Source organism: Pseudomonas alkylphenolica (assembly GCF_016009175.1).
Taxonomy (GTDB): Bacteria; Pseudomonadota; Gammaproteobacteria; order Pseudomonadales; family Pseudomonadaceae; genus Aquipseudomonas; species Aquipseudomonas alkylphenolica_B.
Window position 1 is genome coordinate 394,508 of sequence record NZ_JADUCM010000001.1, and the last position, 18,237, is coordinate 412,744.

Genomic DNA, 18,237 nt, shown 5'->3' on the forward strand with positions numbered 1-18,237 from the left:
AGGGGTCGTGGCGTGCAAAAGTTAATAGAGTCTGTGGGGGCGCTTGACCCGAAGCAGCGCAAGGCGCTGGCCGTGCTGTTGAAACAGAAAGGGATCAACCTGTTCGGGATCGCGCCGGTGTTCAAGCGCGCCGGGCAAGAGCCGCTCCTGCTGTCCTATGCCCAACAACGTCAGTGGTTTCTCTGGCAGCTGGAGCCGGACAGCCCGGCCTACAACATCCCCCTGGCCATCCGCCTGCAGGGGGCGCTGGATGTCGCGGCGCTGCAGTGCAGCCTGGATGTAATGGTGGCGCGTCACGAAAGCTTGCGCACGGTGTTTGTCGAGGAAGCGGAAGGCGTTCGCCAACAGATTCTGCCGCCAGGCAAGCTGGCGCTGTCGGTGCAGCGCCTGGCGCCTGGCGTGGACCGCGAAACGGGGACTGCCACGTTCCTGACCGAACAAACCGGCGCAGGCTTTGACCTGGCCCGTGGGCCGCTGCTGCGTGCGGCGTTGCTGCAGGTGGACGACGATGAGCATGTGTTGAGCCTGGTCCAGCACCATATCGTTTCCGATGCCTGGTCGCTGCAGGTCATGGTTCGCGAACTGATGCACGGCTACGGCGCCTTTCGCAAGGGTGAACAGCCGCAGTTGCCGGCCTTGCCGGTGCAGTACGCCGACTATGCGCTGTGGCAACGGCAGTGGATGGACAACGGTGAGCGCGAGCGCCAACTGGCTTACTGGCGCGAGCAGCTGCAAGGCCCGCTGGAGGTGCTGGCATTGCCCACCGACCGTCCGCGCCCAGCCGAGCGCAGCCTGGCCGGGGCCAGCCTAGCTGCTTCGCCCGACGCGCACCTGGCAGCGCAACTCAAGGCTCTTGCCGCGCGCCAGGGCGTCACCGTTTTCGTGTTGCTGCTGGCGGCGTTCCAGGCGTTGTTGCACCGCCTGGCCGGGCAGGAAACGATTCGCGTCGGGGTGCCCAACGCCAACCGCGGCCGTCCGGAAACCGAAGGCCTGATCGGCTTGTTCGTCAACACCCAGGTGATGCAGGCCCAGGTGCGTGGCGAGTTGCGCTTCAGCGAACTGCTCGAACAGGTAAAAGCCGCAGCACTGCAGGCCCAGACCTATCAGGACCTGCCCTTTGAGCAACTGCTGGAGGTGCTGCACACCGAACGTAGCCTCAGCCATTCCGCGCTGTTCCAGGTGATGTTCAATCACCAGCGGGAAGAGGCCGGGCAGCCCGGTGCACCGGCCATGGGGCTGACAATGGCACCGCTGGTGCAAGCCGTCAGCACCAGCAAGTTCGACCTGACCCTGAACACCCTTGAGCACCCGGGCGGCATCGACGCCACCTTGATGTATGCCTGTGACCTGCTCGACACCGCCACGGTCGAGCGCATCGCCGGGCAGTGGCGGCGCGTGTTGCAGGCGATTGTCGATGACGCCCAGGTACGCATTGAAGCCCTGCCGTTGCTGGCAGGTGAAGACCGGCAACAATTGGCGCACTGGGGGCAGGGGCCAATCCAGGCGTTTGCCTGCGATAACGTCCTGGCCCTGTTCGAGCAGCAGGTCGTCGCTCACCCTCAACGCCTGGCGGCGGTGTGTAACGCACAGCGGTTGAGCTACGCCGAACTGGACCGGCTTGCCGGCCAGCGTGCGGCGCAGTTGCGGGCATTGGGGATAGGCCCCGAGTCGCGGGTGGCGCTGGTGCTGGAACGCAGCAGTGAACTGCTGGTAGCGATTCTGGCGGTGTTCAAGGCGGGTGGCTGCTACTTGCCGCTGGACCCGCAGGCGGGCAATGAACGCCTGCGTAGCCTGATTCAGGACAGCGCCGCCCAGGTCGTGCTGACCACCCGTGAACAGGCGGCCAGCCTGCCGGTGATGGCGGGGCCTGCGCTGATTTGCCTCGACCAGCCGTTGGCCGCGAACGCTCCCGTCCATAGCCAGCAGCCGCTGGCGACCAGTTGCGCCTACGTCATCTACACCTCGGGCTCTACCGGCCAGCCCAAGGGCGTGATGGTCAGCCATGGCGCGCTGGCCAACTATGTTCAGGGCCTGCAGCAACGCCTGCCGCTGGATGATGTGCAGAGCATGGCGATGATCTCCACGGTCGCCGCCGACCTTGGCCACACCGTGTTGTTCGGTGCGTTGTGCGGCGGGCATACCTTGCACCTGCTCGACCGTCACGCCGCGATGGATGCCCAGGCCCTGGCCGCGACGATGACGGCGCATCAGGTCGATGTGCTGAAAATCGTGCCGTCGCACCTGGCTGCGCTGCTGGCATCGGAGCAGGGTGCAAGGTTGCTGCCACGGCGGGTACTGGTGCTGGGTGGCGAGGCGTGTCCGCCAGCGCTGCTTGAGCAGGTGCGGCAGTTGGCGCCGCAGTGCCGGGTGTTCAACCACTATGGCCCGACCGAGTCGACCGTCGGGGTACTGGCCGGGGAGTTGGTCGAGGCACCAATCGCCCTCGGTCAGCCGTTGGCCAACAGCGGGCTGCGGGTACTCGACAACAGTCTGCAGGCTGTCGCCAATGGCGGACGCGGTGAACTCTACATTGGCGGCGCGGGGCTCGCGCGCGGTTACCTCGGGCAACCGGGGCTGACTGCCGAGCGCTTTGTGCCCGATCCTTCGGGGCAGGGCACGCGCCTATACCGCAGCGGCGATGGTGTGCAGTTGCAGGACGGGCATTTCCGCTACCAGGGACGCATTGACGACCAGTTGAAGATCCGTGGCTTTCGTGTCGAGCCGGGCGAGGTGGCGGCGTGTCTGCGTAGCCTGGCAGGTGTGCAGCAGGCCGTGGTGGTGGGGCAGGCGGGCGAGCGTGGCCAGCAACTGCTGGGCTATGCGGTCAGTAGTGCCGGTACCCGTCCCCAGGTTGCCACGACGTTGCTGGCCGCGCTGCGCGAGCGCTTGCCCGAGTACATGGTGCCCGCGCACTTGATGCTGCTGGAGCAGTTGCCGTTGACGGCCAACGGCAAACTCGACCGCAAGGCGTTGCCGCTGCCTGCGCCGCAGGTGGCGAACAGTGCCTGTCAGGCGCCGCAGGGCGAAATGGAACAGCGCTTGGCGGGTATCTGGCAAGACGTACTCAAGGTGCCGCAGGTAGGACGCGACGATAATTTCTTCGAACTGGGCGGCGATTCGATCATCTCGATACAGGTGGTCAGTCGCGCACGCGAGGCCGGCGTTCACTTCACCCCAAAACAGCTCTTTCAACACCAGAGCGTGCAACAGCTGGCCACGGTGGCGCGCCTGGGCGAGGTGCGCGCGGTGATCGACCAGGGGCCGGTGCGCGGCACGGCGCCGTTGCTGCCGATCCAGCAGATGTTCTTCGACACCGAGGTGCCGGAGCGTCATCACTGGAACCAGTCGGTATTGCTTACCCCGAGCAGCCCCTTGTCGGCAACCGCCCTGGAGGCGGCGTTGCAGGCGTTGTGGGGGCATCATGATGCCTTGCGCCTGCGCTTCACCCAAGGCGCCCAAGGCTGGCAGGCCGAGCACCATGAAGCGACGCCTGCCACGCCATTGCTCTGGCAACGCGACACCACACTGACGGGTTTGCCGGTGCTGTGCGAGCAGGCGCAACGCAGCTTCGATCTCAGCCAGGGCCCCTTGCTGCGGGCGGTGCTGTTCAACCTGACCGACGGCGAGCAACGCCTGTTGCTGGTGGTGCATCACCTGGTGGTCGACGGGGTGTCCTGGCGCATTCTGCTTGAAGACCTGCAGAATGCTTACACCCGTTTGAGCAATGGTCAGGCGCCGATGTTGCCGGCCAAGACCTGCTCGGCCAAGCACTGGGCCGAACAACTGCAAGGCCTGGGACGCAGCGCGCCGTTGCAGGCGGAACTGGCGTATTGGCAAGCGCAGTCGATGGCACCCGATCTACCTGCGCGCGATCCCCAGTGCCAGCCATTGCAGCGCGAGGCGCGTACGGTTTACACCCGGCTGGATGCTGCCACCACCCAGCAGCTGTTGCAGCAAGCACCGGCGGCCTACCGCACGCGGATCAATGAGCTGCTGCTGACGGCGCTGACCCAGGTGATCTGCCGCTGGACCGGGTTGGCCACGACGCAGGTGATACTGGAAGGGCATGGTCGCGAAGCGCCGTTTGCCGACGCCGACCTGACCCGCAGCGTGGGTTGGTTCACCAGCAAATTCCCGCTTGAACTGCACACCCGGGCGGCCTTTGGCGATGCGATCAAAACGGTGAAGGAGCAGCTGCGCGAGGTGCCCGGCAATGGCATGGGCTACGGGGTACTGCGTTACCTGGGGGCGGCGCCGGCGCGTCAGGCCCTGGGTGATCGTGCTTTGCCGCGGATCACTTTCAATTACCTGGGTCAGTTCGATAACAGCTTTGACGATCACGCCGAGACGGCATTGTTCAACATCGCCCGCGAAAACGCGGGCAGCGAGCGAGGCGACAGCGCGCCGCTGGGCAACTGGCTGACGCTCAACGGCCAGGTGTATGAGGGGCGGCTGAGCATGGGCTGGGTGTTCAGCCCGCAGATGTTCGATGAGGCGGTCATTCAGGGCCTTGCCGATGACTATGCGCACACCCTGCGGGCGCTGGTCGAACACTGCTGCGATGAGCAGAGCGGCGGGCTGACCCCCGCGGACTTCCCGCTGGCACGCTTGCAGCAAGCACAACTGGACAGCGTGCCGCTGGCGCCGCGTGAAGTGGCAGATATCTATCCGCTGTCGCCGATGCAGCAGGGCATGTTGTTCCACTCGCTGGAAGCCGACGAGGTCGCGTTGTACATCAACCAGACCAGCGTGGCGGTCGAGGGCCTTGAAGTCGAGCGTTTCATCGCTGCCTGGGACCAGGCGGTGGCCAATCATGATGTGCTGCGCACCGGCTTCTGGAATGCCAGCCACCTGAGCCAGCCGTTGCAGGTGGTGAGCAAGCGGGCGCCGTCGGTGGTGCGCCTGCTCGACTGGCGCGGCCAGGCAGTGGCCGCCGACGCCATCGAGACACTGGTGGCGGCCGACTGCCGGGAAGGCTTCGACCTGCTGCGGCCACCGTTGATGCGTGTGACCCTGGTGCGCCTGGACGAGCAACGCTGCCACCTGATCTGGACCCGTCACCATATCCTCATGGATGGCTGGAGCAGCTCACGCCTGCTCGGCGAAGTGTTCCAGGCCTACCATGGCCAGGCGGTCAGCGTTGAAGGCCGGTACCGCGACTACATTGCCTGGCTGCAGGCGCAGGACGATGCCAAGACCCTGGAGCAGTTCTGGGTCAGGCAGCTGCAGGGCCTGGACGAGGTCACGGAGCTGGCGGCCAGCACCTGGCCGCGACCCGCGGCGCAGCTCGGCGGGCATGCGGCGATCTACCTGGCGTGGGATGCTCAACGTACCGCCCGCTTGCGCAGTGGGGCCCAGCAACTGCGCGTCACTCCCAACACCCTGGTGCAGGCCGCCTGGCTGCTGCTGTTGCAGCGTTACACCGGCCAGCAGCGCGTGTGCTTCGGCGCCACGGTAGCAGGCCGCCCGGCCAGTTTGCCGCAAGCGGGGGATATGCTCGGCCTGTTCATCAACACCTTGCCGATTATGCAGAGCCCGCAACCGCAGCAACGCGTCGACCAGTGGCTGGAACAACTGCAGGCCTACAACCTGGAAGTGCGTGACCACGAGCATGCCGCGCTGGCCGACATCCAGCGCTGGGCCGGGCACAGCGGTCGCAGCCTGTTCGACAGTATCATCGTGTTCGAGAATTACCCGGTGGACGAGCGCCTGGAGGAAGTCGGCCAGGGCCGGTTGCAGTGCGGCGCCGCGCAGGGGCGCGACGTCACCAACTACCCGATGGACCTGGCGGTCAACCTCGGCGAGACCTTGAGCATCGAGTTCCTGTACCTGCGCAAACGCTTCGACGCGGCCAGCGTGGTGCAGATTCGCGCGGCGTTCGAGACCTTGCTTGACGCCTTGCTGGCCAATCCCCAGGCAACCCTGGGCAGCCTTGAGCTGCTGGACACACCGGCGCGGCAACGGCAGGCCGACGCCAACTGTCTGCAGCCGGTGCTGCAGGATGCGCCGTCGTTGCTGGCGAAAATCCAGGCGCAATGCAATGCGCAGCCCGAAGCCACCGCTGTCGTGTGTGGCGCGCAGGCCCTGAGCTACGGTGAACTGGAACAGCGCGCCAACCAGCTGGCGCACTACCTGCGCGCGCAAGGGGTAGGGCCAGAGGTGTGTGTGGGCGTGGCCCTGAAGCGCTCGGTCGAGATGATTGTCGCGCTGTATGCCGTGCACAAGACCGGCGCGGCCTACGTGCCGCTGGACATCGACTACCCACAGGACCGTTTGCAATGGATTGTCGAAGACTCGGCCATGACCGTGCTGCTCACCCATAGCCAGGTACGTGCGCGGTTGCCCCAGGCAACGAAGGCGCAGCTGCTCGAACTCGACAATCTGGCCTTGAGCGACCAGCCGTCGACGCCGCTGCCGATCGGGATCGATGCGGATCACCTGGCCTACCTGATCTATACCTCCGGCTCCACCGGCAAGCCCAAGGGCGTTGCCGTGCCGCGTGGTCCGCTGAACATGCACTGCCAGGCCATCGTCGGGCTGTACCAGATGGACCGCACCACGCGGGAACTGCTGTTCATGTCCTTCGCCTTCGACGGTGCCCAGGAGCGCTGGTTGTCCACCTTGCTGGCCGGTGGTTGCCTGGTGCTGCGCGACGACAGCCTGTGGACCCCGGAGGAAACCTGGGCCGTGCTGCATGGGCAACGCATCAGCATTGCCTGCTTCCCGCCAGCTTACCTCCAGCAGATTGCCGAGTTCGGCCAGACCCAGCCAAGCCCGCCCGCGGTGCGCATCTACTGCTTTGGCGGCGATGCCGTGGCCGAGGCCAACTTCGAACGGGTCAGGCGCACCCTGCGTCCGCAGTGGATCACCAACGGCTATGGGCCGACCGAAACCGTGGTCACGCCGATGCTGTGGAAGGCTGATGCCGACAGCCGCTGCGAGGCGGCCTATGCCCCCATCGGCCAGCGCGTGGGCAACCGCAGCCTGTATGTGCTGGATGCCCAGCTCAACCCGCTGCCCGATGGCGTCGCCGGTGAGCTGTACATCGGCGGTGAAGGCCTGGCGCGCGGCTATCACCAGCGTCCGGGGCTGACCGCCGAACGTTTTGTGGCCAGCCCGTTCGAGGCCGGTGGCCGTCTGTACCGTTCCGGCGACCTGGTGCGCCGCCGCCCCGATGGGATGATGGATTACCTCGGGCGGCTGGACCATCAAGTCAAGATCCGCGGGTTTCGCATCGAACTGGGCGAGATCGAAGCGCGCCTGCGTGCGCTTGATGGCGTGCGCGAGGCGTTGGTAGTGGCCCGTGACAGTGCCGCAGGCAAGCGCCTGATCGGTTATGTGGTGGGCAACACCCCGAGCGTGTCGGCCGATTCGTTGCGCAGTGCCTTGCAGGGCCAGTTGCCGGACTACATGGTGCCGGCGCAGATCCTGCTGCTCGACGCCATGCCGCTCAACCCCAGCGGCAAGCTCGATCGTCTGGCCTTGCCTGACCCGGACTTCCAGGCCACGGCCTATGTGGCCCCGCGCAACGCCCTGGAGCAGATGCTCGCAGGCATCTGGCAGGAGGTGCTGGAGCTTGATCAGGTGGGGGTCACGGACAACTTCTTCGAGTTGGGCGGCGATTCATTGCGCACCCTGAAAGTGCTGAGCAAGGTGCGTCAGCAGGCGCTGGCCGGCTTCGAGCTGAAACTGCGCGACATGCTCGCCAAGCCGACCATTGCCCAGCTCTCGGGCTTTGCCGAACAGCCTGCCGACCTCGACCCGCTGTTGGCGCTCAACGGCGTTCATGGCACTGGCCCCGCGCTGTTCTGCCTGCACGCAGGCTTCGGCACGGTGTTCGACTACGAGCCACTGGCCCGTCGGCTACAGGGTACCTGCAGCGTTTATGGCGTGCAGTGCCGGATGCTCCTGGACCGCCAGTGGGACGATGACAGCCTGGAATCCATGGCCATCGACTACGCCCAGTACATTCGCCAGAAGCAGGCGCAAGGGCCTTACCGTCTGCTGGGCTGGTCACTGGGCGGTACCCTGGCGGTGCTGGTGGCGGCGGAGCTTGAGAAACAGGGGCAGGTCGTCAGCTTCCTCGGGGTGGTCGACAGCTTCATTCCGTTGAGCGTGGAGGCGGCGCTGGCGGATGACTGGCGCGACGACCTGCCGGCGTTCCTCGCGCAAACTTCGTCGCTGACGGTGGCGAACGCGCAACTGCCGGCTGACGAGCCAGACCTTGTGCAGCTCAGCGCACTGTTGGCAACGCTGCAGAGCGCAGGGGCGCCTGCGCGGGCGAGCGGTTTCGACCCTGATGAGCTGGCGCGGGCCTTTCAGGTCGGGCTCAGGCTCAAGGCCCTGTCGCGCCGGGCCCCGATGCTGCCGCGCACGCAGTGTGCCGTACAGCGCTGGTGGCGTGGCGATTTACCCGGCGCCGTGGTCCAGGCGTTTGAGGCGAACCTGACGGTCGCCGTGCCCAATGTGCGCATCGATGCGGGTCACTACGACATCCTGGCCAACACGGTATTGCTGGAACAGCTGCAGGCCCACCTGTTGCACCGCGAAGCCGTAGAAGGCTGACGCATGGGCAGGGTCTTCGGGCCCTGCTTTTTTCTTACCTTTGTCCGGATGTATTCATGTCCTTGCACCCTGATCTGTCTGCCTTTCTGGAACTTGCCGAACTTGGTCGCCTGAGCGGCAAAAGCCAGCCGATGCACGCCTTGCCACCCGCATTGGCGCGCATTGAATTCGACGCCACGTCGCAGATTCTCGACCCCAACCCGCCGGGCAATGTGCAGGTCAGTGGGCTGCAACTGCCGACCCGCGATGGCGCGCAGATAGACGCGCGGCTGTATCGCAGTGCTGCCCGCGCAGGCAAGCAGCTGCCGGTGATTGTGTATTTCCATGGCGGCGGCTATGTGGTCGGCAGCCTCGACTCCCATGATTCGGTGTGCCGACGCCTGGCCTTGAGCGGCGAATTTGCCGTGCTGGCGCCAGCGTATCGCCTGGCCCCGGAGTTCCCCTTCCCGACGGCGGTGGAGGATGCCCAGGACAGTCTCCAGGCGTTGGCCGGGCAAGCGCAGGCCTTGCAGCTTGACTGCCGGCGGCTGGTGCTCGCCGGTGACAGTGCCGGAGCGACCCTGGCCACGGTACTGGCGGCAATGGCCGCGTCCGAGCCTGCGCAAGCGGCGCTGCAGCCAATGGCTCAAGTGCTGTTTTATCCGGTGGCGGACATCAGCCAGGTACGGGCCTCGCATGCGCGATTTGACGAAGGCTATCTGCTCGAAAGCGCCACGCTGGAATGGTTTTACCAGCATTACGTGCGCGATCCGCTGGACCGGCTGGATGCCCGCGCATCGCCGCTGCTGGGGACTGCAGTGGCCCAGGTACCGGCCTATGTGGCGCTCGCCGGCTACGACCCGCTGTATGACGAAGGGTTGGCGTATGCGCACTGGCTGGAAGCGGCGGGAACAACCGTGACCTTGAGTGTCGAAACCGGGCTGACCCATGATTTCTTGCGCATGGGCGGGATTGTCGCGCAGGTCGATGAGGCGTACGCGCGGCTGCAGGCGTGGCTCGCCAGTCTGTAAGGCAAGGGCCCCAAGTTTCCTTGAGGCCCTTGTAACGCACGCGCTGCTGAGGCTTAGCGTGAGGCGATCGGTGCAGTTACGGTCTTCCCTGACGTCGAGCTGATCGTCACCGTCGGGTTGGCACTCGGGCCACTGCCCGTGGTGGTGACCGATACCCGCCAGCGGCCACCGGTGCCGCTCGGCGAGATCACCGCCGTGCCCAGGCTAAGTGGCCCGGTGGTGGTCGAGGCGGTAACCGTCAGCGTCGTACCCGTCGCCTGCGAGGTCGTCCCCGCCAGGTCCCAGGTGTACCGGTTGTTGCTGCGGGCGGTGACCGAGGCGCTGGTGACGGCGATGTCTTCGTTGATCGTCGGCGGCGCGCTGACCGCGACAGACACCGTTGCCGGTTTATCCGAGACCGCGTTCTTGGTATCGCTGGCGTTGTAGGTGAACGTTGCCGTGAACGGGGCGGGGATGGTGGCCGGCGGGGTGTAGGTAACGCGCACGCCGTCGGTGCTGGTCGTGCCCTGGCCGGAATCCGGCTGGGTCAGGTCCACCACTTTCAGCGGCAGGTTGCCGTCGGGGTCGGTATCGTTGGCCAGTACATTGATCACCAGTGGCAGGCCGTTGCTGCTGGTGGCGCTGTCGTTGTTGGCGATCGGTTTTTTGTTGTCACCCTGGTTGTCGTTGTCCTTTTCACCCGTGCGGAAGGTGGGCAGGGCGGCGGAGTTGACGTAGGTGACGCCGTCCCAGCCGGGCAGCGGAGTGGGCATCAACTGGAACTGGCCGGGGTGCTCGATGTCCCAACGCAGCAGCATCGAGGTGTCTTCGTGCTGGGTGTTGTGACAGTGCTCCATGTAGGTCCCGGCGAACTCACGGAAATGGATGGCCATTTCCACGTCGACCGAACTGTCGATGCCTTCGCCGATACGGTAGACATCCTTGCGTGCCCATTTTTCCCATTCCGGCGGCGCCTTGCCGTCGCGACTGAGAATGATCCCTTCCTCAAAGTGCACATGCACCGGGTGGTTCCAGCCGTTGCCACCGTTCTTGATCTTCCACACCTCAAGCGTGCCGTCGCCCGAATACCCGGCATCGGTCGGGCCAGTGGCCAGTTGCGGGGCCGCACTGATTCTGCGTGAGTCCATGTCGTAGCCGAATCCGCCATCGGTCTTGATCGTCCAGGGTGCTTCGTCGGTGCCGTCGGAGCGGCCGAAGATAAACTCGCGGTGGCGCGCCACCTTGATTTTGGCCTGGTCGGCCACGGCATTGCGGTCAAGGGTCAGGGGGATCATGGATTTACCGGCAGGTTTGCCCGGTTTGGCCGGCTCGTAGTCCGCCGGGTTCATGCTCACGTCCTGGCCGGTGTACGGCTGTACCACGAGCTGCAGGAACTTGCCCACTGTCGGGTCGCCCTTGTCCCATTGCGGGCCTTTGCTGGTTTGCTTGATCACCGCCTTGTACTTCTCTGACAGCACGTCGGCCAGGCTCAGGGGATTTTTCTCCGGGCCCTTGCCGGTCTTGTGCTCCATCAGGTTGACGAAGTAGATCTTGTCGCCGGTCTTTATCCCGTTCTTGGCGAAGTTGATGATGATGTCGAAGCGTTCGGCGATGCCTTGTACGGGCAGGATGGCGTTGTGGTTTTGCAGGTCGCCATCGCCGTCCAGGTCCATGCTGCCGTCGAACGGTACGGCGTGCTCCATGATGTTGCCGTCGTTGGCGATCAGGTGAAACGGCACGCGGGTGTACGACACGCCGGAGCCGGACGGGCCGGGGAATTCGCCGCCATTGCCGGCCACTTCACGCACCACGGCCAGGCGCAAATAGCGCGACACCGAGCCGTTGAGAATCCGGAAGCGATAGCTGCGTGCGCGTACTTTCAGGCGCGGTTCGTACTGCCAGTTGACCAGGATCTGGTCGCCGAGGAAGCCGTCGGTGTTGAACGGGTTGAACCACAGCTGGCCGTTCTCGTCCCAGGCCTTGTCGGCCACCAGCAGGTTGACGTCGTAGTCGCGGTTGCCCCAGGGCAGGGCCGCGCCGCTGGGAAAGCGCAGGTTGACGCCATCCTCCAGGGCTTCGTTACCCCGGTCCAGGGCGCTGTAGTAGTTCATCATCACCGCGTTGCCCTTGTAGACGTTCTGCGCGGTGAAATCGAGCATGTGGTCGTGGAACCAGTGGGTACTCATGGTTTCACGCCAGTCGCCACGAATCTTGATGCTGCCGTTGTTGCAGGTTTTCAGGCCGGGGCTGGCGTCGTTGACGAACAGGGTTTCGCCCGGTGCGCAAGGGAAGGCCGCGCGCGGGTCGTGGGCGTCGGTGTTGATGCTGTCGTAGCCGGCCAGTTGCAGCGGCCAGCGGTAGTCGTAGTACTGCCCGGGAAAGAAGTACGCATTGGTGTAGCCATCGCTTTCGGCCGGCGAGTGGCCATTGTGCTCATGGGTGCTGATGGTGTGCAGGCCAAAGCCGGCATTGGCGGCCGGGTCGATGGGCAAGCCGTTGTAATGGCGCATCAACAGCGGCTGGCCGTAGCGGGCCATCAGCAGCTTGGCCGGCAAGGTGCCGTCGAAGGTCCACAGCGAATTGTGGTTCTGCAGCGGCATGTTCGGGTGAAAGCGCGTGTCGATGCCGCGGGTGGTGCCGGTGGTGGTCGGTATGTCCGAGGTCTGGTAGTAGAGGCCGCCAGGGCCGAACTCACCGACGGCGTAATTGTGCAGTTGCTTGCGGTCGCGCAGGCCGGTGTTGATGCGCGCGCCGGTCTGCACGGTCTTGAACTGTGCCTGCGGGTAGAACTCGTTCCAGCGCTGATGCGACCAGCCCTTTCCTGGTGGTCGGCCCTCGGCGGGCGAGCCCACCGGCTGGCGGTTGAGGAAGGCCTCGATCTGCGCTTTCCAGGGGTTGCGGTCCAGCACGTTGGAGAACTGCGACGGGAACGGGTACAGCCCGGGCTGGCGCATGAAAGCATCCAGCGCCGAGGGTGACGGCGCGCTGCGCGCGACGTTGTCGGGGTCCTGTTGCGGCGCCGGGCCAACGGTGGGCACCGGAAAGCTCAGCGGCGGCGCTGGCAGCGTCGGGTCGAGCTTCTCCGTGCCGAACTCCTCGAACAACAGCAATTGCTGGGTAAAAGGCAGGGCGCCGAACAACGGGCTGGGTTTGCCGTTGGTGGGGTAGTTGAAGGAGGTTTGCAGGCTGGGTGGCAACACGTTGTCGGCACGTGGTGTGTCGCGGTTGCCAAACACGCCATTGGGCAACGCCAACGCGCCCTGATTGGTCTCCGGCATCGTTTTCAAGGCTTCCAGTGCGGCCGCTGGGTCGTCTGCTTGATTGGTAAAGGCCGATGGATCGGTCGGCGGCGGCGGGCCAAAGTCATCCAGTGGTGCCGCGCTGGCGGAGGTCAGGCTGGCGGTGATCAACATCGCGGAGGCCACACGCGGCCCCCATAAATAGCTGCGTGAATGGAGCCCTAGCGTTGCGCGTTTCATTGCTTTCCCCTCGCGTCATGCCAAATGGCGAAACCTGTCGTCTCCTGCGAGCGACAGCTGCTGCGGTCAGAAAGGCTTTAGCAACCGCCACGCTAAGTGCAGAAGGAGTGATGCAAGTTGAGGATTTCTAATGACTTGTTTCTAATTGTTTCGAAGGGTGGTGAGTCGAGCGCTGAGCGATTCCCCAAACGGTGGGGGCAATAAGCCACTAAACACGGGGATAAGTCCCCAATTCTGGCGGTATGAGCGGGGTTTGCGGAGGGAGGGAATGTGCCAGGGATGACCCTGGCACATCGGTGCAGCGGTTAACGCGAGGCGGCGGCATTCGCCCGTGCGCTGTGCAGCTTTTTATAGCTGTCGATCAGGCGCAGGTGACGGTCCAGCCCTTCGAGCTTCATGCTTGTCGGCGTCAGGCCATAAAAGCGCACGCTGCCGTCCACCGAGCCCAGCACCGCATCCATGCGTGCGTCGCCAAACATGCGGCGGAAGTTGACCTGGTAATCGTCCAGGTCCAGCTCGTCGTCGAGCTCCACCTCGAGTACCACGTTCAAGGCCTGGTAGAACAGACCGCGTTCGACGGTGTTGTCGTTGAATTGCAGGAAGGTTTCCACCAGCTCCTTGGCTTCTTCAAACTGCTGCAAGGCCACGTAGATCAGCAGCTTCAGTTCCAGGATGGTCAGCTGGCCCCAGGCGGTGTTCTCGTCGAATTCGACGCCGATCAGGGTTTTGATGTCGGTGTAATCGTCCAGCTCGCTTTCCACCAGGCGCTCGACCAGGTCGGCCAGGGCGTCTTCGTCCAGGCTGTGCAGGTTGAGGATGTCGGCACGGAAGAACAGCGCCTTGTTGGTGTTGTCCCAGATCAGGTCGTCGATCGGGTAGATCTCGGAGTAGTCCGGCACCAGGATACGGCAGGCCGTAGCGCCGAGGTCGTCGTACACCGCCATGTAGACTTCTTTGCCCATGCCTTCGAGGATGCCGAACAGGGTTGCCGCTTCTTCGGCATTGGAGTTTTCACCCTGGCCGGAGAAGTCCCACTCGACGAATTCGAAATCGGCCTTGGCACTGAAGAAGCGCCATGACACCACACCGCTGGAGTCGATGAAGTGCTCGACGAAGTTGTTCGGCTCGGTCAGCGCGTGGCTTTCAAAGGTCGGCTGAGGCAAGTCGTTGAGGCCTTCGAAGCTGCGGCCTTGCAGCAGTTCGGTCAGGCTGCGTTCCAGCGCCACTTCAAAGCTCGGGTGTGCGCCGAACGATGCAAACACACCGCCGGTGCGCGGGTTCATCAAGGTCACGCACATCACCGGGAATTCCCCGCCCAGCGATGCGTCCTTGACCAGCACCGGGAAGCCTTGCTCTTCCAGGCCCTGAATGCCTGCGAGAATGCCGGGGTATTTCGCCAGCACTTCCTGCGGGACTTCCGGCAGGGCGATTTCACCTTCGAGAATTTCGCGTTTGACCGCACGCTCGAAGATTTCCGAGAGGCATTGCACCTGGGCTTCGGCCAGCGTGTTGCCGGCGCTCATGCCGTTGCTCAGGTACAGGTTTTCAATCAGGTTGGACGGGAAGTACACCACCTCGCCGTCTGACTGGCGTACAAACGGCAGCGAGCAGATGCCGCGCTCGATGTTGCCGGAGTTGGTGTCGTACAGGTGCGAGCCGAGCAGTTCGCCGTCGGGGTTGTAGATCTTGCGGCAGTACGCATCGAGGATTTCAGCGGGCAGCGCATCTTTGCGGCCGGGCTGGAACCAGCGCTCGTTGGGGTAGTGCACGAACGCCGCGTTGGCGATGTCTTCCCCCCAGAATTGATCGTTGTAGAAGAAGTTGCAGTTCAGGCGCTCGATGAATTCGCCGAGTGCCGAGGCCAGCGCCGCTTCTTTGGTCGCGCCCTTGCCATTGGTGAAACACATCGGCGAGTGGGCATCGCGGATATGCAGCGACCAGACGTTGGGCACGATGTTGCGCCACGAGGCAATTTCGATCTTCATGCCCAGGCCGGCCAGCAGTTCGGACATGTTGGCAATGGTCTGCTCCAGCGGCAGGTCCTTGCCCAGTACATAGGTGCTGGCGTCTGAGGCCGGGGCGAGCATCAGCAGGGCCTGGGCATCGGCGTCGAGGTTGTCGACTTCTTCGATGACGTACTCAGGACCGGTTTGCACCACCTTCTTGACTGTGCAGCGGTCGATGGAGCGCAGGATGCCCTGACGGTCTTTTTCGGAAATGTCTGCAGGCAGTTCGACCTGAATCTTGAAAATCTGCTGGTAGCGGTTTTCCGGGTCGACAATGTTGTTTTGCGACAGGCGAATATTGTCGGTAGGGATATTGCGGGTGTTGCAGTACAACTTCACAAAGTAAGCCGCACACAACGCCGAGGACGCCAGGAAATAGTCGAACGGACCCGGTGCCGAACCGTCGCCTTTGTAGCGGATCGGTTGGTCGGCAACCACCGTGAAGTCATCGAACTTGGCTTCAAGACGAAGGTTGTCGAGAAAATTAACCTTGATTTCCATGCGGGATACCATAACGAGCAATACGATTTGGCCGCCATTATCCGGTTTTTCAGCCGGAAGTCTTGTGCTTTGCGCGATGGCCGCTGGCCGGTCTCTGCAGGCGCAGTGCAGTAATCCACACCGCAGAGTACCGGCCCTGGTTCATTCAGCCGTTACCTGACTGTTGCCTGGCACGCAGTGCCGTCACGGTTTCGCCGCCGACGCCCCAGTTGTCGGTCGAGACCTCTTCGATCACCACGAAGGTGGTGGAGGGCGGCTTGTTCAGCACCTGCTCCAGCAAGGCCGTGGCGCCTTCGATCAACTGGCGTTTTTGCTCGGCGGTCACGCCTTCGCGGGTCACCTGAATGTTTACATACGGCATGACATGCTCCTCGGTGGGTTACCAGGTACCGCTGCTGGCGCCGCCGTCCACGGCGATGACCACGCCGGTGACGAAGGTCGAATCGGTCAGGTACAGCACGGCGTCGACCACGTCCTGCGGCGCGCCGACCTGGCCGGTAGGCGCCAGGGTTTTCAAGGCAGCCTGGGTCTGCGGGTCGTTGGGGTGCAACGGGGTATCGATAATGCCCGGCGCCACGGCGTTGACCTGGACGTGAGCGGCGGCAAGCTCCAGCGACAGTGCACGAACTGCCTGGTTCAGCCCGCCCTTGATCAGCACCGGTAGCAACGCGGGCACCTTGAGATTGGGTTGCAGGGCAAGCGAGGCGGTGATCGCGACGATATGCCCGCTGCCATTGGCGGACATGTGCCTGGCGGCGGCTTGCGCCGGGTAGAAAAAGCCTTTCAGGTTGGTGTCGACGATGGCGTCGACATCGCCCTCGGTGTAGTCAGTCACCGGCTTGGGAATGAAGATGCCGGCGTTGTTGATCAGGATGTCGACCTTGCCAAAGGCCGCCACGGCCTCTTCGAACAGACGCCGGGCGGTTTCCGGTTTGGCGATATCGCCGGCCACCAGCAAAAAGTTCGCCGGGTTGCCCAGTTGCGCGGCAGCCTCCTGCAGGCGCGCCAGGGTGCGTGCATTGCCGACCACATTGTGTCCCCGTTCAAGGTAGGCCTTGGCGATGGCAAAGCCGAGGCCGCTCGAGGCGCCGGTAACGATGACTGTTTTTGTTGCGTTCATGATCGATGCTCCAGTGAATCAGGCAAGGTGCCTGGGGTGTGGAGCACACTTTAAGTTGCAACGAATCATTGAAAAATGCGCTGAATGTCATTTCAATTGATACATCACGTAATCAATGGCGATACCCATGACGCGTCACTTTGACGACCTGCAACTGGGCAGTATCGAACTGTTCTGCCTGGCGGCCGAAACCGGCAGCTTTACCCGCGCCGCCACGTTGGCTGGGGTAACCCCGGCTGCGGTGAGCCGCTCTGTCGCCAGGCTCGAAGAGCGCCTGGGGGTGCGCTTGTTCGTGCGTACCACGCGCCAGATGCGCCTGACCGAAGGCGGACAGAACTATTACGAGCAATGCCGCCAGGCGCTGGCGCAACTGCTCGACGCCGAGCGCGAGGTAACGGGTGGGCAGCGCGTGCCGTCCGGTCTGTTGCGTATCAGCGTGCCCACGCCCTATGCACACTACAAACTGCTGCCGCTATTGCCTGCGTTTCGCCAGCGCTACCCTGAGGTGCACCTGGACATTCACGTCAGCAACCGCAACATCGACTTTGTTGAAGAAGGCTATGACCTGGCCATTCGTGGCCGTGAACCGGCGGACTCACGCCTGATCGCCCGGCGTCTTGAGGAGGCCGAGCTGGTGGTGGTGGCGACACCGGCCTACCTGGCGCGAGCCAGCACGCCGCTGACGCTGGAGGCGCTGGCCGGGCACGAGTGCATCCAGTTCGAAATGCCCAGCACCGGGCGCACGGCGCCCTGGTCGTTCAAGGTAGACGGCAAGCGGCTGGAGCTGGAAACCACAGGGACCTACACCTGCCTGGATGATTACCTGGCGACCGTCACCCTGGTGAAAAACGGGGCAGGGGTGATGCAGGCCTACCGGTTCACCGTGCAAAAGGAGCTCGACCACGGTGAACTGGTGGAGGTGCTGGCCGCGTTTGGCGGGACGTCGCGACCGTTCATGCTCATCTACCCGCATGCCCGGCATGTGCCGCTGCGGGTCAGGGTGTTTATCGATTACCTGATTCAGGCAGGCGTCAGCCCTCCGGCAGCGCCTTGTGCATGAACACGCGGGCAAAGCCGTTCTCTGTCGCGCGGCGGGTTTCCTGGTACCCCAGTTTTTTGTAGATCGCGATGTTCTCGGTCATCAGCTCGTGGGTGTACAGGCGAATGGCGGTGCACTGGGCACGTCGCGCATGGTCTTCGCAGTACTGCATCAGCACCTTGCCAAGGCCCTGGCCCTTGCAGCGCGGCAACACGGCGACGTTGACCAGCAGGAGTTCGCGACCTTCCTGGCTCATCACCAGCACCCCGACAACGGCCTCTTCCTGGGTGAGAACGTACACCTCGGCTTCACTGATGACCTGCCGGTAGTCGTCGAGCATTGGCGCCGGTTGTTTGCCGATTCGGGCGATATACGGCGTGTAGGCCTCATTGACCAGCGCTGCGATGGCATCGGCATCTGTCAGATTGGCCTGGCGAATAGACGTTACGGGGGGCACTGGGCATCTCCTGATTGAGTACTCGTGTGGCCTATATGGGGCTTCGGGGCTGCTACGCAGCCCATCGCCGGCTGTCGCCAG

General features: G+C 63.9%; 8 protein-coding genes. 3 read left to right on the forward strand and 5 right to left on the reverse strand.

All coding sequences use genetic code 11. The annotated features are described in order from the left end of the window. Nucleotides 1-12: 12 nt before the first annotated feature. Nucleotides 13-8,565, forward strand: a complete 8,553-nt coding sequence (locus I5S59_RS01825) for a non-ribosomal peptide synthetase (RefSeq protein WP_197875125.1) — start codon at nucleotides 13-15, stop codon at nucleotides 8,563-8,565. Nucleotides 8,566-8,621: 56 nt separating this feature from the next. Continuing rightward, on the forward strand, nucleotides 8,622-9,575 hold the full coding sequence (locus I5S59_RS01830) for an alpha/beta hydrolase (RefSeq protein ID WP_197875126.1): 954 nt from the start codon (nucleotides 8,622-8,624) through the stop codon (nucleotides 9,573-9,575). A 53-nt stretch (nucleotides 9,576-9,628) separates the two neighbouring features. On the opposite strand, the gene I5S59_RS01835 is transcribed toward I5S59_RS01830, so the two are convergent. From I5S59_RS01835 to I5S59_RS01850, 4 genes are all read right to left on the reverse strand, one after another. Then, nucleotides 9,629-12,967 carry an Ig-like domain-containing protein gene (locus I5S59_RS01835; protein ID WP_232239513.1) on the reverse strand — a complete coding sequence of 1,113 codons (3,339 nt, stop codon included), beginning with the start codon at nucleotides 12,965-12,967 and terminating at the stop codon, nucleotides 9,629-9,631. Nucleotides 12,968-13,338: 371 nt separating this feature from the next. Continuing rightward, nucleotides 13,339-15,540: an OsmC domain/YcaO domain-containing protein gene (locus I5S59_RS01840; RefSeq protein WP_197875128.1), complete on the reverse strand. Its 2,202-nt coding sequence runs from the start codon at nucleotides 15,538-15,540 to the stop codon at nucleotides 13,339-13,341. Between the two features lie 145 nt (nucleotides 15,541-15,685). Then, nucleotides 15,686-15,901 carry a tautomerase family protein gene (locus tag I5S59_RS01845; protein WP_197875129.1) on the reverse strand — a complete coding sequence of 72 codons (216 nt, stop codon included), beginning with the start codon at nucleotides 15,899-15,901 and terminating at the stop codon, nucleotides 15,686-15,688. Between the two features lie 18 nt (nucleotides 15,902-15,919). Further along, nucleotides 15,920-16,660, reverse strand: coding sequence for an SDR family NAD(P)-dependent oxidoreductase (locus I5S59_RS01850; protein ID WP_197875130.1), 741 nt, complete (start codon nucleotides 16,658-16,660; stop codon nucleotides 15,920-15,922). Between the two features lie 127 nt (nucleotides 16,661-16,787). On the opposite strand from I5S59_RS01850, the gene I5S59_RS01855 reads away from it, so the two are divergent. After that, the gene (locus I5S59_RS01855; RefSeq protein WP_197875131.1) at nucleotides 16,788-17,720 is read left to right on the forward strand and encodes a LysR family transcriptional regulator; all 933 of its coding nucleotides are present in this window, start codon (nucleotides 16,788-16,790) and stop codon (nucleotides 17,718-17,720) included. Here the strand turns inward: I5S59_RS01855 and I5S59_RS01860 are convergent. Further along, a complete protein-coding gene (locus I5S59_RS01860; RefSeq protein ID WP_332262044.1) occupies nucleotides 17,692-18,156 on the reverse strand; it encodes a GNAT family N-acetyltransferase in 465 nt (154 codons plus the stop codon). The two genes, I5S59_RS01855 and I5S59_RS01860, sit on opposite strands and share 29 nt — an antisense overlap. Nucleotides 18,157-18,237: the final 81 nt, after the last annotated feature.

Coding starts and splice junctions, on each gene's coding strand:
- I5S59_RS01830 (WP_197875126.1), top strand. CDS start 8,622: ATGTCCTTGCACCCTGATCTGTCTGCCTTTCTGGAACTTGCCGAACTT.
- I5S59_RS01835 (WP_232239513.1), bottom strand. CDS start 12,967: ATGTTGATCACCGCCAGCCTGACCTCCGCCAGCGCGGCACCACTGGAT.
- I5S59_RS01840 (WP_197875128.1), bottom strand. CDS start 15,540: ATGGAAATCAAGGTTAATTTTCTCGACAACCTTCGTCTTGAAGCCAAG.
- I5S59_RS01845 (WP_197875129.1), bottom strand. CDS start 15,901: ATGCCGTATGTAAACATTCAGGTGACCCGCGAAGGCGTGACCGCCGAG.
- I5S59_RS01850 (WP_197875130.1), bottom strand. CDS start 16,660: ATGAACGCAACAAAAACAGTCATCGTTACCGGCGCCTCGAGCGGCCTC.
- I5S59_RS01855 (WP_197875131.1), top strand. CDS start 16,788: ATGACGCGTCACTTTGACGACCTGCAACTGGGCAGTATCGAACTGTTC.